The organism is Peptoanaerobacter stomatis (genome assembly GCF_000238115.1).
Taxonomy (GTDB): domain Bacteria; phylum Bacillota; class Clostridia; order Peptostreptococcales; family Filifactoraceae; genus Peptoanaerobacter; species Peptoanaerobacter stomatis.
Map to the genome: position 1 here is coordinate 100,223 of NZ_JH414551.1, position 14,810 is coordinate 115,032.

Consider the following 14,810-nt stretch of genomic DNA (forward strand, 5'->3'; position numbering starts at 1 on the left):
ATTTTATCGTAAATGAATTTATTCCTTTAAATAAGTATTCGTAATTTGAAATTAGATTAATACTAAAAAAAGTGTACTGCAAATAAATGCAAGTACACTTTTTTAATATTTTCTATTACCTATATAAGTTGCAAGCTGAGCAAAAAAACTCATATCTTTGTCTTTTATTTCAGATATTTCATCTATAGCGCTATTTACATATCCATTAAGTTTTTCTTTAGACTTTTCTATACCGAAATACTTAGGATAAGTATTTTTTCCTTCATCTACATCTTTACCTACACTTTTTCCAAGTAATTTTTCATTACCTATAATATCCAGTATATCATCTGATATTTGAAATGCCATACCCAGATTATAAGCATATTTTCTTAAATGTTCCATATCATTTTCATCTGCATTTGCCAAATATCCTGCCGATACCATAGAGGCAATTATAAGTTTAGCGGTCTTATTTTCGTGTATATATTCGAGATTACCTGAGCTTATATCTTTATTTTCATTTATTATATCACTGACCTGTCCGCCTATCATTCCATATATACCTGCACAATTTGATATTTCTTCACACGCTTTTACAGAATTTATTTGAAAATTGTTTTTTATAAACTTAAATAACAATTCGTATGCAAAATTGAGAAGTGCATCTCCTGCAAGTATAGCTATGGCATCACCATACACCATATGATTTGTAGGTTTACCTCGCCTTAGAGTATCATTATCCATAGCCGGCAAGTCATCATGTATGAGCGAGTATGTATGTATCATCTCTATCACGCAGGCTACGTCTAAATATTTTTCAACATCTATATTATATGATTTTAAAACTTCAACAAAAATACAAGGTCTTATCCTCTTTCCACCGGCTGAAAGTGAATATCTCATAGAATCTAATATCTTAGATGAATATGTCAAATTTATATTCATAAGCTCCATTAATCTATCTTCTATAAGTTTTTTATCAGCTTTCATAACATTTTTAATGTCCATTTTATTTTTCTCCATTTTATTTTTATACTGTTATAAACATATATATTTTTTAAATATTGTTCCGTACCAAATAATATCTATATACTGTTTGGATTATCTTATAACCAAGTATAAACTATGCCTATAGCGATATATTTCATAAATATACTGAATATAGGATAAATCAATGTTTTCCTTTGTATATTCAAATATTATATCTTTGATGTATTATAACATATATTAATACTTTTGTAAAAACTTACAATTTGTTCTTATTTACTTTTCAACCTTTTTATTATATAATTGCTTTCAAATCGTAAAATATATAATCAGTTAATTTATATATCTCTCATATAATTTTTTATATTGCCTCTTTTTTAGACATTATTATTTTTAAAAATTAATTGATTATATATTCTATATCTGTAAATTACAAACTTTGACATATATTTTAACCTACAATGCTATAAAAATTTAAATACTGTATTTACTGCTTTTTAATAAAGCAAATTTTTCTAAATTTTAGGAGGAAATCAAAATGGATATAAAAAATACTAATATTTCCACTCAATGTGTACAGGCAGGTTATTTACCAAAAGGTTCTGCTGAGCCTAGAGTTATGCCTATAGTACAATCTACTACTTACAAATACGAAAATTGTGATGCTTTGGCTGCCGCTTTTGACCTGCAAGCTCCAACACCTATATATACAAGACTTGGTAATCCTACATTGTCCTTTTTGGAAGAAAAAATAACAACATTGGAAGGCGGAGTTGCTGCTGTTACGACTGCATCAGGACAGTCTGCAATACTTTTTTCTGTATTGGCTCTTACAAAATCCGGTGAAAATATAGTATCCTTAAATAATATTTATGGTGGTACTCATACTCTTTTTGCAAGTACATTGAAAAATATGGGAATAGAAGTAAGATTTGTAAGCGCATCTGCTACTGCTGATGAGATATATTCATTAATTGATGACAATACTAAGCTTGTATATGCTGAAACTATAGGAAATCCTGCTTTGGAAGTATTGGATTTCGAAAAACTCAGCTCTATTGCTAAAAAAGCCGATATTCCACTTGTAATAGACAATACTTTTGCTACTCCATATCTTTGCAGACCTTTCGAATTAGGTGCAAATATAGTAATACACTCTACTACAAAATATATGGACGGACACGCTACTTCAGTAGGCGGTGTAATAGTAGACGGAGGTAATTTTAATTGGGAGAATGGAAAATTCCCACAACTTTCAACTCCTGACGAAAGTTATCACGGCTTAATATATACAAAAGCTTTTGGAAAAGCTGCATTTGCCCTTAAAATAAGAGCAGGACTTCTTCGTGATATAGGTTCAACAATGAGTCCTTTTAATGCCTTTTTAACAACACTTGGGCTTGAAACTTTACACCTCAGAATGGAAAAACATTGTGAAAATGCACTTAAAGTTGCTAAATATCTTGAAGGACACGAAAAAATAGAGTTTGTAAACTACCCTTTGCTTGAAAGTTCTCCTTCTTATGAACTTGCAAAAAAATATCTGACAAAAGGAGCAAGCGGTGTAGTAGCATTCGGTGTAAAAGGCGGAAGCGACAATGCAAAAGCATTCATAGACAATATGAAATTAGCTACATTGGTAACACACGTTGCTGATGTTAGAACTCACGCACTTCATCCTGCAAGCACTACACATAGACAATTATCCGAAGCTGAACAAATAGCAGGCGGTATCCTACCTAATCTTGTAAGATATTCTGTAGGCATAGAAGATGCTGATGATATAATTGCCGATATAAAACAAGCATTAGAGAAAATAAAATAGCTCCCTATAAAAAACACTTGACTTTTTTTGTTAAGTGTTTTTTCCATAATTTTACAAATTTATTTATATGTTTTTAGTTATTATAATATTAAAATGGTATGGATATTAAGTAATAAAAAATATGATAGGAGTTTTGATATGCCGATAATAATACCAAAAGATTTACCAGCTTATGATATATTGGAAAAAGAATCCGTATTTATAATGAATGAAGCAAGAGCTACAAGCCAGGACATACGTCCGCTAAAAATAGCACTGCTCAACCTTATGCCAAAAAAGATAGTTACTGAAACGCAAATACTTAGAATGCTCGCAAACAGTCCTTTGCAGATAGATGTGGACCTTGTTACGTTGGAATCCCACGAAAGTAAAAATACAAAAAAAGAACACCTGCTTAAATTTTATAAGACATTCTCTCAGATAAAAAATAACAAGTATGACGGTATGATAATAACAGGAGCTCCAGTTGAGCATATAGATTTTGAAGAAGTTGACTACTGGGATGAACTTACAGAGGTTTTTGAATTTTGTAAGACAAATGTCCACTCAACCATGTTTATATGCTGGGCATTTCAAGCAGGGCTTTACTATTATTACAAAATCCCGAAATATACTTTGTCGGAAAAACTGTTTGGAGTTTTTGAACATCAAATAATAAAAAGAAAAACTATTGTAAGAGGATTTGATGATGAATTTTTTATTCCACATTCAAGACACACTACTACAAAAATAGAAGATATAGAAAAAATTGATGAGCTTGACATAATAGCAGCTTCTAAAGATGCAGGAGTGTATATGTGTATGTGCGAGGAAAAAAGATTTATATTCGTATCAGGTCATGCAGAATATGATAGATATACTCTTGATGAAGAATACAAAAGAGATTTGGCACTTAACAAAGATATAAAAATACCGCAAAACTATTATCCTAACGATGATATTTCTAAAAAACCGTATATGAACTGGAAAGCTCATTCCAATTTATTGTTTTCCAATTGGCTCAACTACCATCTATATCAAACAACACCATATGATATAGATAAAATATAAAAGCAATGCCATTATCTGATAGACATAGATATTTTTTATATATTTGAGCATATATTTAATTTAAACAGTTTTTCTGATAATCCTCAATAGAGTAACAGATAATTCATATAAACAATCCATCAATAACACCGTATTTTGTCATACCAACTGTCATTTATAATAATGTCCTGTATTTTATATTTGATGAAATTATATATTTTACGAATTATAAATAATTTTGTTGTAATGCAATTACATGTTTATTTAATATGCTTTTAGTATTAAATTTCTATCTTTCTATGAAATTTTTGACATAGCATTTTCTTTATACAAAAATGGAGTGCAGACAGCAGTTAGTTCTATCTACACTCCGCAATTAGTAAAAAAAATATTAATATTGTTTACTTTATAATACTACAGTAAACAACATTAATATTTTATCTTTAGTTAAAAATAAACTTATTGCAGTATATACCATATATTTTTTCAAAAAGAAGTAAATTATGTCGTTCACTACAATATTCGTTAACCAATCTATAAAATATATATTCACTTTACTATGAGCATGAATAATCTTATCTAACAATAAATTTTTTAAAACAAAAATATCCATCATTTCATTAACTTTTAATATTAAGATAATATTGTAGTGTAAAAAGTTATAGTAATAATTATATACCTTGTTTATATGTTATCCCATAATTTTACTTATCAGTTAACTCATAAATTGCCGCTACAATTCTATCTAATCCTTCTTTGAGAAAACTTCTTGGGCAAGCAACCGTCATTCTAAAATACCCGGCTCCAGACTCACCGAATGTACGACCATTTTCGATCAATACATCATATTTTGTAATTAATAATTCAAACAATTCTTCATAGTCAACATAAACACCGAAATTAATCCATGCCAAGAATGTCCCTTCAGGTTTTTTGTATTTTGTTTTAGGTAGATACTTTTGAAGATACTCAACTAAAAAATTATAATTATCTTCAACGTATTCCATTACTTCATCAACCCAATATTCGCATTTATTGTAAGCTGTTTCTGTCAAAACCATGTCTAAAGGCGGAGCAAAACTAATATAATGTTTAAGTCTGGTTTCTCTGTGCCATATTTCTTTTAATTCTTCATCATCAATAATAATTTGTGAAATTGGAACTCCGCCGACATTAAAAGTTTTCCCTAATGCGACTGCTGTAATAATTTTATTGTAATCTGTTATTGTCATAGTAGGAGTATGCGTTACACCTGAGCGTGTTGCATCACAATGCAGCTCATCAGAAAAAATCAAAACATCGTTTTCACGACACAGATTTACAACTTTTATTAATTCTTCTTTGGTCCACACTCTACCAACAGGGTTATGAGGAGAACATAAAATCATCATTGTGTTGTTTGGATCTTTCACTTTGCATTCCAAATCTGAAAAATCTATACTGTAATCTCCATTGTCATTAATTAACTGATTATTTACAATTTTTCTGTTTGTCCCGTTAATTAATTCAGCAAATGGATAAAATACAGGTTCCTGAATAATAATACCGTCATTTTCTTTAGTAAAACCTCTTAATACAAAACCAAGAGCAGGGAGAACCCCCGGAGAATAGAAAATAGAATCTTTTTTTATATTCCAATTAAAGCGTCGTTTATACCAACCTTGCACAGCTTGAAAATAATTATCTCCCGGCATTGAATGTCCAAGGAATCCATGCTCAATTCGTTTAATCAAAGCGTCAGTTATTTCATCAGCAACTTTGAACTCCATATCCGAAAGCCATAACGGTAAAGCATTATCTGATACTCTACTATCTACAAAATCTTTATGATCCCATTTTACAGAGTCAGTTCCTCTTCTATTATAGAGAATATCTAAATTCATTTTCCCCATAGTATACCCTCCTTTATTATGTTTACTGATAACCCATTAAATTATATAATTAAGCAATCTCTTTTTATAATTCTTTTAGCATATATGTTGCCAATGAATCTATCTATAACATAATATATTCGCTCAATGGTTTAACGCTTATATATGATTTTAAGATAATTTTCTATTTATTATCCTTGTTATTTTTTTTATAATTGGCTATTTGCATAAATTTTTCAGGTCCATAACCACATATCGGACATTTCTCCGGTGGAGTTTCTCCATCATGAATATAGCCACATATTGTACATTTCCAGCTTTTAATGATAAACACCCTCTTATAGTTTTTAGTATAGTTATTTCATTATAAAAATACCATAATTACAATTTATATTGTTATCCATTTAAAAATACCATACAATCATATTTTTGTATGACTTATATTGTACTGTTTCATAGATTGTACGACTTTTTAAAAGATTTTTAGTATCAAAAACTTCATTTATCTAAAATTTTAAATAACCTATAATAATCAAAAATCTACGCTTTTCTCAATTTTTGTGAACATTCTCTACAATATCCGTTAAATTTTACATCATGGTTTTCCACATCAAAACCGTATTTTTCTTTTATAACATCTTCCAACTGATCAAGCAAATCTTCTTCTACTTCTATTATCTTAGAACAGTTTTTACATACCAAGTGGTGATGATTATGTGCATTTTTATCCAATGTCAACTCATATCTCACACATCCGTCATCTAAATTAAGTTTGTTTGTATATCCTAACTTGTCCAGCACCTGCAATGTTCTGTACACTGTGGCTAAACCTATCTCAGGACATCCTCTTTTTACCACGTCATAGATTTCTTCACTGCTCATATGTTTGCCATGTGCATTTAAAAGCACTTCCACTATGTTTCTTCTTTGATGAGTTAATTTAAATCCTTCTTCTTTCAATCTGAATTTCAATTCTTCCAAGTAAGCATTTTCATCTGTAATTTTAAGCATATTCGCCTCCATTTTCTCATTAAAAAATTCCATCTATAACTACAATAATCAATATTTAAAAAATAATTTTTAATCCGTCATTTTTATAACATTGCTTTTATATCAATAAATGTTCTATTGAATACAGCAATTAATTATCATTTTAGGTAAATATATATAATTATACATATTTACCTAAAATATATATCTCATTTTCTATTATATATAATCAATTGAAAATAGTCAATAGCTATTTTTCAATTTTGAAAAATATTGTATATATATTGTTAAAATGCCGATTTTATATGATTTATACTTTTGCTGTAAAAAAAGATTTCAATTATATCAAATGATATTCCATCGTAACTTACGTCGGTTGTACTTAAAAATATTTCCGCATTTTTCCTAATTTTTTTTATTTTTGATTCGCTAACAGCCTCATACGGTCTGCCAAAACTGTCGCTATTCCTTGATTTTACTTCTATAAAACTCAAAATATTGTCTTTTTTTGCTATTATATCTATCTCTGCAAATTTCGTTCTATAATTCTTTTGAATTATCTTGTATCCGTTTTTTTCGAGATATTCCTGTGCCAAATTTTCTCCTTGTCTTCCTTTTATAAAATTGAATATCTTCATAACGTTTCACTATCTATCTTTGTTATAAACAATAATACTTGAGCTACAGCCTCGTATAATTCTTGCGGAATATTGTCATCTATTTCTAAATTGCTTAGCTGAGATGCAAGTTTTTTATCTTTATAAACCGGTATATTATGCTCTTTTGCTTTTTCCAATATGTTTTCAGCTACTTTTCTTTCCCCTTTTGCAATAACTTTCGGAGCTATATCTTCGCCTTCGTCATATTTAAGTGCTACGGCTTTTTTTTCTTCCCTCATAATTTCTCCTAATTTTTTTACGGCTATATCCACATTTCAAAACTTTTTAAATTTTTATCATCGAATAACACATCGTTTATTAACTTATGCGATTTATTTTCATTTACACGAACATTTATATTTATATTAGAAAATCCTATAGTTTTCAATATATCTTTTAACTTTGATATATTATTGTCAAATAAATTTTTTACATTTCTATCTTGTGTATAAAAATCAAGCTTTAAACTGTCTTTTTTATCGTAGTTTACCATAGCTTTCACATTGCCGTAATTCATTGTATCTATTGATAAGCCTACATTTATTTCATCTTGTTTTTTTAGGCTTTTCTTTCCTTTCTTCATATAATATTGCAATACATTTTCGTAGTTTTCTCCTACTTTGAACGGTATTACATTATAATTATATTTTTCTGCCATATTCATTAATAGATCCAATTTAGGTAATACCTGTTTTTCTATTGCTTTTGCTGTATCACTTTGAGCCGAAAATATACTTATTATATCTTTTATTTCTTCTTTTGCTTTTTCATATTCTACTTGCAAATCAGACTTGTTATATTTACCGTTTTGCTGTATCTTTTTTATGAGTCCTTTTTCTATATTTTTAAGCATTTCTGTTATTTCATCCGATTTTATTTCTTTTTGTAATTTCGGATTTTTTACTGATTCTTTTATCTCATTTATCGCCATATTTTCTGAAAAATCTTTAAATTCTATATTTTTAAAATCTTTATCCGAGACCTTTGTTTCTTTGAAAGACAGTTTTTCAGCATTTTCTAAAAGCACATTTGCCGTTTTTGTAAAATTATTTTCATCTTTTTGTTCAACTTGTATATTTGTAATATTTTCCAATTCTGATCTGAGATTTCTACTAAATTCTTTGTCATTTATAAGGTTATTCATTCCGATTATATCATCTTGTTTGACATTAGCCTTATTTAAAACATCATAAAGTGATTTTAAATTGCTCACATTTACTTTTAAACCGAGGTTCTTAAGAAGCAATATGTCTTTTAAATCAGTTTCTTTATTTAATACCGGTGTTTCTGATTTATTTGTTAAACCGAAATCTTTTCTTGTTTGTAATTCTTTTAACAATTCATTTAAGTTTTTTTCGTTATCTCCAGTTTCCAAGTTTACTGCAAATTCATCGCTTTTCAATAAATTCATTGCAAAATTAAGTTCTTTAATCTCTTCAAACTGTTCTTTATTTATAGGCATAGATGCTTTCATCATCTGTTTTATAAGTTCTTTGTTATCAGGAGTTATCTGTTTTCCAAGTTTGTTTAGCATATCTTCTATTTTTAAGTCTACTAATGTCTTTTGATTTTTTTCATCTATTTCAGGCTTTAACAACAATTCTCCATCTAAACCTATCATTAATGCAAACGACATTTCCTGCCCTACAAAATTCTCCATTGGAACAGTAGTTGTTGCTGAAAATTGCTTGCCTGTAGATGTCTGTATCAAAACTATATTTTGGTTGACATCTATTATTCTCCCTCTTACATTTTCGCCTCTATTGTTAAGCTCATTTACTTCACCGCTTGGTTTTTGCGGTATAAACTCGGGTCTGTATCCTATGGAATCTATGTCTATTCTCACTGAAAAAGTCACCTCCTTCAAATAATCCTATCTCAATTAAATCTTATATAATACTGAAAGTTAATTGCTTACTTTTAAAAATTTATTAACTAAGTAAAATTAAGTATACTCAAGATAAAAAGTTTATATATATTTTATCCGTTAATTAAGAAAATATCCGTATAAAATTATTAAAAATGCTATAGTTTAATATTATTAAGTATTCCTTTTAAAATTATAAGTTCTTCTTTATCCAAAGTTATTCCTTTACCCATGCTTTCATGTTCTTCATCCCAAGTTCTTATATCATATTTTGCTTCTCTATTATTCCAAGATACAAGATTCAGCTCTTTTGTCCAACCGTTTGCAGCCTTGCTTAGCTCTCCGAAATTTTCTTTTATATCAAACGTTATTTTTGCCATATGATTATCTCCTATTTTTATATTTTGCTTTATATAATATATTTTTCTAAAATATTTTTTATTAATTTCAAACAAAAAATTTATAGTAAACGACAAAATTATTTTTATTTAAAATTATGAAATAAATTTAATTCAGCATTGAAAAGCAATTAAAATAATTATATCAAAGAAAGTTTATTTATGCCTTTTACTATAATTTATCAACTACATACTGATATTATCAAATCATTTATTTTAAATGTTTCTATGTCTTCTTTTAAGCTATCTATTTTTTTTATATATGAAATATTTAAATCATATTTTTTTATATATGCTTCTTTTTTTGTCCATATTTCAAAAAATCTCTTATTTTTCTCTAATTCTGATGTAGGTGTTAATATATATTTCCTCTCATCTTCAAAAAAATATCTATTTACTATTCCACTATAGTCTTTATCAGTTAATATCTCTATATCTATACCTATTTCATCGTGAGAAAACACTGCAACGATATAATCCTTCTTATGTGATACACTATATTTTATATCAGAATTTTTAATATATGGTTTACCGTTTTGCCCCCGTATTATTTCTATATCACCAAAGTCCATAAAATAATACTTGCTCAATATATATTTTACATAGTCATCTGTTTTAATTTTTTTATTTAAGCTGCTCAAAAAAATATATGTTTTCATAATATCACTCAAAAATCATTTTTGTTATATTATAACATAGTTTATATTGAATTTACAAATATTTAGAATACATTTAAAAAAACTTTTTTAATTTTTTAAAAAAATATATTGACTTAATTAAATTTATAAAGTATAATTTGTACCATTAAAGTATAAAAACATTGAAAAAGGAAAGTAGTTTAGATATGTATCTTCAGAGAGGGAATGGCAGGTGAGAATTCTCGTTACAATTTATACGAAGTGCCCTTTGGAGTTTTGCACCGAAGTTTTTGAGGCTGCAACGTGTTTCTCACGTTATAGGGATTGGATATGTCAGTATCTGAAAAGGTGGATTATTGTATAATCAATTGGAGTGGAACCGCGGAGTTTATTCGTCTCTATCATATTTATGTGTGATAGAGACTTTTTTATTGTAAAAAATCATCAAAATATATTTTCACTCTAATTTTTTAAATTACTGTTTAATAAATGTAAATATGCTTTAAAAATTTATATATTATTTTAAATTTTTATAGATGTGTGCAAAATATAGTTTTTATAGTTATTCACAACTGTATATAATGCAATAACATATTTCTATATATTTTCTTATTTTGTACATCTCTAAATTTTTATTAAAAGGAGAAAAGACTATGATTTATAACAACATAACACAAACTATCGGAAATACACCCGTAATAAAACTTAACAAGCTTAATCTTGGAGATAATGCAGCTGATATATATGTAAAATTGGAATATTTTAATCCTGCCGGTTCTATCAAAGACAGAGCCGCTTATTATATGATAAAAGGTCTGGAGGAAGAAGGGTTAATAAAAAAAGGTAATACGATAGTAGAAGCTACAAGCGGCAATACGGGAATAGGTCTTGCACTTGTTGCAAAAGCTCTTGGATACAATGCTCTATTTACTATGCCTGAATCAATGAGTATTGAAAGAAGAAAATTATTGATTGCTCATGGAGCAAAACTTGTTTTAACTCCTGCAAAAGAAGGTATGAAAGGAGCAATTCAAAAAGCTGAAGAACTTTCAACTCAAGACGGTTATATAATGGCAAAGCAATTTGAAAATAATAATAATGTAAAAGCTCATATAAATACAACAGCAAAAGAGATATTGGCAGATTTTGATACTCTTGACGCATTTGTAGCAGGTGTTGGAACAGGAGGAACTATAACAGGTGTTGCAAAAGGACTCAAAGAACACAACTATCCTACAAAAATTGTTGCAGTCGAACCTAAAAATTCTCCTATATTATCCGGAGGGCAACATTCTCCACATAAGATTCAAGGAATAGGTGCAGGATTCATAGCCGATATAACTGACACTTCTCTTATAGATGAAATCATACAGGTAAGCGACGAAGACGCATTTAAAAATGTTAAATTTGTCTCTGAAAATGAAGGAATATTATTTGGAATATCATCAGGTGCAGCTTTGCAAGGAGCTATTGAAATAGCAAAAAAATTGGGTAAAGGAAAAAAAGTCTTGTTTATTGCACCGGATGGAGGTAACAGATATTTAAGTGTAGAAGGATTGTTTGATATAAATTAAAAAAGGAAGATATACTATGGGCGAACATATAAAAAATAATATACAAATTGAGGATTTCGTCATGCTTAATAATAAAAATTATAATATATTTAAAGATATGATTGAAAATATAAAAACCGTAAAGCAAAAAGATCCGTCATCTACTGATTATTTTAGCATTTTTGTAAATACTCCATCTGTTCATGCCGTATTTTGGCATAGAATTTCCCATTTTTTACACATAAATAAGTTTAAATTTATAGCAAGATTTATATCACAAATTACAAGATTTTTTACCGGTATAGAAATTCATCCGGGAGCAAAAATAGGAAAAAGACTCTTTATAGATCATGGAATGGGTGTAGTAATAGGAGAAACAGCCGAAGTAGGAGATGATGTGCTTATGTTCCATGGTGTTACACTCGGAGGAACCGGCAATCATACCGGAAAAAGACATCCTACTGTTAAAAACAATGTTATGCTTTCCTCAGGTGCAAAAATACTCGGGCCTGTTACAATCGGTGAAAATTCAAAAATAGGTGCCAATGCAGTAGTGTTAAATGATATTCCTGATAATGCAACAGCAGTCGGTATACCTGCAAAAGTAATAAAATTTAATGGTATAAAAGTAAGAAAATAGATTGCAAAAAAGCTTTAAGCCAAATGAAATAATTTGACTTAAAGCTTTTATTTCTAAGCATACTCTTCTTTTGATAATTCTTCCAAAACTTCTTTACTGTCATCCAATGATTTCACATACAAATCACTTATATGGCTGTAGTTTAAGTTCAATTCATCACATATATTTTTTACCTCATCCCAATCGCCTGATTCATACGACTTAACAAGATGAAGTATCTTAGCCAAATCTCCTTTATCGTACATCAAAGCTTCCATTATTTCTTTAGATAAATCTAATGAACTTACTATATCTTCCATAGGCATCTCAAAAAGTATATCGAATAAATCAACCATCGCAACAAGCACTGCTTCTCCTAAAATATCTTTAAGTCTCGGATTTTTCGATAATACATTTTCTACAAAAGCGGTTCTTACTATTATGCTCTTTATTACTTCTTTATTTACATTTTCTTTATTATTGCCCTTACTTCTTGTGCTTGCTTCTTGGAACAGTAATATCTTTAACCACTTATGCAAGCTGGCATATCCGAGTAAAGTTACAGCTCTTAAAACAGAGTCTATTTTAACATACAAATTTGCTCTGACCCCGTTAGTTATCTGTATTATCTTAAATGAAAGCACAGGATCTCTTTCGATATGTTTAGCTATTTTATACAAATCCACAAACTTTTCTCCATTTGCGGCAACCTCAGGTTTGTTTAGCATCAGCAATATATCTAAACAGGTTTTTACATTTATTGATATATGGTTTCCTTTATGAACTATCGGCTTTGCATAATGATAGCCTTGAAATAATTTATAATTAAGTCTTACTGCCAAATTGTGCATATTTTCATTTTCCACTTTTTCAGCCAATAAGATTTTTTTCTTGAATTTTTCTCTTCTTGACAGTTCTATTATTTCTTTTACACTGTTTTCTATAAAATCCACTTTTATATAATCCGCCACATCTACAAATTCTTCATATGGATAATTTATAGTATAATCATCAAGTGCTATCCTAAATCCCAATCTTTTCAATTGCTGTATTCTGTTTATTATTATTTTATCAGGCACGACACTTTCCAATATCTCTATAACATGCTCTCTTGGAGATAATATATCTATTATGTTATCCAATAAGAGCTTTCTGTCAAAATTAAGAAATATTCTCTTCGAAGCCATTTCAACATCAAAGTTCGAAAATAAAGTATTTGCATTTATGAGTACATCTATTGTCTTTTCAAAATTTGTACTCTGATCATCTTGTTTTGTATTCCTGTATAAAAGTTCATAAGCTACAACCTTGTTATCTACTGTAAATATAGGTTGTCTTGCAAAAAGTGTATCCATTTATTTAAGCTCCTTTTGATATTTCTTAAGCATCAGTTATAATCAACTAATTAAAATATCACATACTTCTCTAAGAGAAGAATTTTTATTGAATTGTTTCTGTCCATATTTAATCCTGTTATTTATATCAAACAGATATAGCAACTTCATAAAAGAATTTTTATCTTTTACTAAACCGCTCGAATATAAAGCATCTGTAACGCCGTACTGACTATTTTCTATTTGTTTTAATGCTTGGTTTAATTCATAAGAACCTGATATATACCCATATTTTTCTAAAACTTCTGAATATCTGTATCTGTCAAAATTTAATATTTCCATAATGAGCAGTATGTCATTTTTATGTGTATAAATTTCATTTTCTACAAGCAAATCCGCTATTTGAGAATTGGACATATCTTGTCTTATATCCAGTACTATTTTCTCAGCATCAGTTTTATCAGTTTCACTTTTTTCTTTTTTTTCCGTATTTTTCATTTTTAAGTCATTTATACTGATGTTCAACTCTTCTATTTTCGTATCTTTTTCAATGAGCTGTGATTTTAAATCAGCATTTTCATTAATCAGTTTTGCTCTTTCTTTAGAGGCAGTTTTATCAAAAGAAAAAAATATAATCACTATTAATATAGATATGCAAATCCCCATAGACATACCCAAAAAATAAGATTGTTTAAAAATATTTTTCTTCATATTAAATCAAACCTCTCATTTTTAACATAAGTTCCACTTCTTTTATGCTCTTATTGGTCTTTTTAGCTATTTCTTGTATATTCATTCCACTTTTTACATAACTTGCCGTCTCGTCAAGTTCCATAACAGGTAAATTCTCTAATCCTTCTACTCTCGTTGTTATATCTTTAATATCTGATTTTATATCTGATAACTTTCTATCTATAAGTATAAGTTGTGCTTCTATCTTAGAGTTATCTGAAATTACTGAAAAATCAGAATTTTTAAATCTAAGATATGTAAATATGTTCAGGATTATTGAAAACGCCAAGAATACACAGATAAAAATTATTTGAATATTGCCCATA

16 protein-coding genes and 1 other annotated feature are annotated in these 14,810 nt (G+C 28.5%); of the genes, 4 read left to right on the plus strand and 12 right to left on the minus strand.

All coding sequences use genetic code 11. From position 1 onward, the window contains the following. Positions 1-102: 102 nt before the first annotated feature. The gene (locus tag HMPREF9629_RS05385) at positions 103-990 is read right to left on the minus strand and encodes a polyprenyl synthetase family protein (protein WP_009525358.1); all 888 of its coding nucleotides are present in this window, start codon (positions 988-990) and stop codon (positions 103-105) included. 517 nt (positions 991-1,507) lie between these two features. On the opposite strand from HMPREF9629_RS05385, the gene HMPREF9629_RS05390 reads away from it, so the two are divergent. Next, on the plus strand, positions 1,508-2,794 hold the full coding sequence (locus HMPREF9629_RS05390) for an O-acetylhomoserine aminocarboxypropyltransferase/cysteine synthase family protein (RefSeq protein ID WP_009525359.1): 1,287 nt from the start codon (positions 1,508-1,510) through the stop codon (positions 2,792-2,794). A 138-nt stretch (positions 2,795-2,932) separates the two neighbouring features. Beyond that, positions 2,933-3,844, plus strand: a complete 912-nt coding sequence (metA, locus tag HMPREF9629_RS05395; protein ID WP_009525360.1) for a homoserine O-acetyltransferase MetA — start codon at positions 2,933-2,935, stop codon at positions 3,842-3,844. 683 nt (positions 3,845-4,527) lie between these two features. On the opposite strand, the gene HMPREF9629_RS05400 is transcribed toward metA, so the two are convergent. The 8 genes from HMPREF9629_RS05400 to HMPREF9629_RS05435 all read right to left on the minus strand — a co-directional run bounded on the left by HMPREF9629_RS05400 (position 4,528) and on the right by HMPREF9629_RS05435 (position 10,267). Next, positions 4,528-5,715, minus strand: coding sequence for a MalY/PatB family protein (locus tag HMPREF9629_RS05400; protein WP_009525361.1), 1,188 nt, complete (start codon positions 5,713-5,715; stop codon positions 4,528-4,530). 163 nt (positions 5,716-5,878) lie between these two features. Further along, the gene (locus tag HMPREF9629_RS05405; RefSeq protein ID WP_207635493.1) at positions 5,879-6,028 is read right to left on the minus strand and encodes a rubredoxin-like domain-containing protein; all 150 of its coding nucleotides are present in this window, start codon (positions 6,026-6,028) and stop codon (positions 5,879-5,881) included. A gap of 206 nt (positions 6,029-6,234) precedes the next feature. Beyond that, entirely contained in the window at positions 6,235-6,705 is a 471-nt protein-coding gene (locus HMPREF9629_RS05410) for a Fur family transcriptional regulator (protein WP_009525362.1), read from the minus strand. Positions 6,706-6,971: 266 nt separating this feature from the next. Then, positions 6,972-7,322, minus strand: coding sequence for a YraN family protein (locus tag HMPREF9629_RS05415; RefSeq protein WP_009525363.1), 351 nt, complete (start codon positions 7,320-7,322; stop codon positions 6,972-6,974). Beyond that, positions 7,319-7,582 carry an EscU/YscU/HrcU family type III secretion system export apparatus switch protein gene (locus HMPREF9629_RS05420; RefSeq protein WP_009525364.1) on the minus strand — a complete coding sequence of 88 codons (264 nt, stop codon included), beginning with the start codon at positions 7,580-7,582 and terminating at the stop codon, positions 7,319-7,321. Before HMPREF9629_RS05420 ends, HMPREF9629_RS05415 begins: the two co-directional genes overlap by 4 nt. Positions 7,583-7,605: 23 nt before the next feature. Continuing rightward, positions 7,606-9,189 (minus strand): hypothetical protein, encoded by a 1,584-nt coding sequence (locus HMPREF9629_RS05425; RefSeq protein WP_009525365.1) that lies wholly within the window; start codon positions 9,187-9,189, stop codon positions 7,606-7,608. Positions 9,190-9,368: 179 nt separating this feature from the next. Next, positions 9,369-9,590 carry a YdbC family protein gene (locus HMPREF9629_RS05430; RefSeq protein WP_009525366.1) on the minus strand — a complete coding sequence of 74 codons (222 nt, stop codon included), beginning with the start codon at positions 9,588-9,590 and terminating at the stop codon, positions 9,369-9,371. 200 nt (positions 9,591-9,790) lie between these two features. Beyond that, positions 9,791-10,267, minus strand: coding sequence for a 4'-phosphopantetheinyl transferase family protein (locus tag HMPREF9629_RS05435; RefSeq protein WP_009525367.1), 477 nt, complete (start codon positions 10,265-10,267; stop codon positions 9,791-9,793). A 152-nt stretch (positions 10,268-10,419) separates the two neighbouring features. Then, positions 10,420-10,649, plus strand: a binding site (T-box leader). A 250-nt stretch (positions 10,650-10,899) separates the two neighbouring features. Between HMPREF9629_RS05435 and cysK the strand changes: the two genes are divergently transcribed. Then, complete coding sequence (gene cysK, locus HMPREF9629_RS05440) at positions 10,900-11,820, plus strand: cysteine synthase A (RefSeq protein ID WP_009525368.1); 921 nt, start codon at positions 10,900-10,902, stop codon at positions 11,818-11,820. Positions 11,821-11,836: 16 nt separating this feature from the next. After that, positions 11,837-12,439: a serine O-acetyltransferase EpsC gene (gene epsC / locus HMPREF9629_RS05445; RefSeq protein WP_009525369.1), complete on the plus strand. Its 603-nt coding sequence runs from the start codon at positions 11,837-11,839 to the stop codon at positions 12,437-12,439. 53 nt (positions 12,440-12,492) lie between these two features. On the opposite strand, the gene HMPREF9629_RS05450 is transcribed toward epsC, so the two are convergent. From HMPREF9629_RS05450 to HMPREF9629_RS05460, 3 genes are read right to left on the minus strand one after another with little or no spacing between them, the layout of a single operon-like run. After that, on the minus strand, positions 12,493-13,773 hold the full coding sequence (locus tag HMPREF9629_RS05450; RefSeq protein WP_009525370.1) for an EAL and HDOD domain-containing protein: 1,281 nt from the start codon (positions 13,771-13,773) through the stop codon (positions 12,493-12,495). Between the two features lie 42 nt (positions 13,774-13,815). After that, a complete protein-coding gene (locus tag HMPREF9629_RS05455) occupies positions 13,816-14,463 on the minus strand; it encodes a hypothetical protein (RefSeq protein ID WP_009525371.1) in 648 nt (215 codons plus the stop codon). A 1-nt stretch (position 14,464) separates the two neighbouring features. Further along, positions 14,465-14,809, minus strand: coding sequence for a hypothetical protein (locus HMPREF9629_RS05460; protein ID WP_009525372.1), 345 nt, complete (start codon positions 14,807-14,809; stop codon positions 14,465-14,467). Between the last annotated feature and the right edge of the window lies 1 nt (position 14,810).

What these genes read in the sequence shown, in the direction of transcription:
- epsC (WP_009525369.1), top strand. Translation starts at nt 11,837, where the DNA reads ATGGGCGAACATATAAAAAATAATATACAAATTGAGGATTTCGTCATG.
- HMPREF9629_RS05385 (WP_009525358.1), bottom strand. Translation starts at nt 990, where the DNA reads ATGGACATTAAAAATGTTATGAAAGCTGATAAAAAACTTATAGAAGAT.
- cysK (WP_009525368.1), top strand. Translation starts at nt 10,900, where the DNA reads ATGATTTATAACAACATAACACAAACTATCGGAAATACACCCGTAATA.
- HMPREF9629_RS05415 (WP_009525363.1), bottom strand. Translation starts at nt 7,322, where the DNA reads ATGAAGATATTCAATTTTATAAAAGGAAGACAAGGAGAAAATTTGGCA.
- HMPREF9629_RS05435 (WP_009525367.1), bottom strand. Translation starts at nt 10,267, where the DNA reads ATGAAAACATATATTTTTTTGAGCAGCTTAAATAAAAAAATTAAAACA.
- HMPREF9629_RS05390 (WP_009525359.1), top strand. Translation starts at nt 1,508, where the DNA reads ATGGATATAAAAAATACTAATATTTCCACTCAATGTGTACAGGCAGGT.
- HMPREF9629_RS05455 (WP_009525371.1), bottom strand. Translation starts at nt 14,463, where the DNA reads ATGAAGAAAAATATTTTTAAACAATCTTATTTTTTGGGTATGTCTATG.
- HMPREF9629_RS05460 (WP_009525372.1), bottom strand. Translation starts at nt 14,809, where the DNA reads ATGGGCAATATTCAAATAATTTTTATCTGTGTATTCTTGGCGTTTTCA.
- HMPREF9629_RS05450 (WP_009525370.1), bottom strand. Translation starts at nt 13,773, where the DNA reads ATGGATACACTTTTTGCAAGACAACCTATATTTACAGTAGATAACAAG.
- HMPREF9629_RS05430 (WP_009525366.1), bottom strand. Translation starts at nt 9,590, where the DNA reads ATGGCAAAAATAACGTTTGATATAAAAGAAAATTTCGGAGAGCTAAGC.
- metA (WP_009525360.1), top strand. Translation starts at nt 2,933, where the DNA reads ATGCCGATAATAATACCAAAAGATTTACCAGCTTATGATATATTGGAA.
- HMPREF9629_RS05400 (WP_009525361.1), bottom strand. Translation starts at nt 5,715, where the DNA reads ATGGGGAAAATGAATTTAGATATTCTCTATAATAGAAGAGGAACTGAC.
- HMPREF9629_RS05420 (WP_009525364.1), bottom strand. Translation starts at nt 7,582, where the DNA reads ATGAGGGAAGAAAAAAAAGCCGTAGCACTTAAATATGACGAAGGCGAA.
- HMPREF9629_RS05410 (WP_009525362.1), bottom strand. Translation starts at nt 6,705, where the DNA reads ATGCTTAAAATTACAGATGAAAATGCTTACTTGGAAGAATTGAAATTC.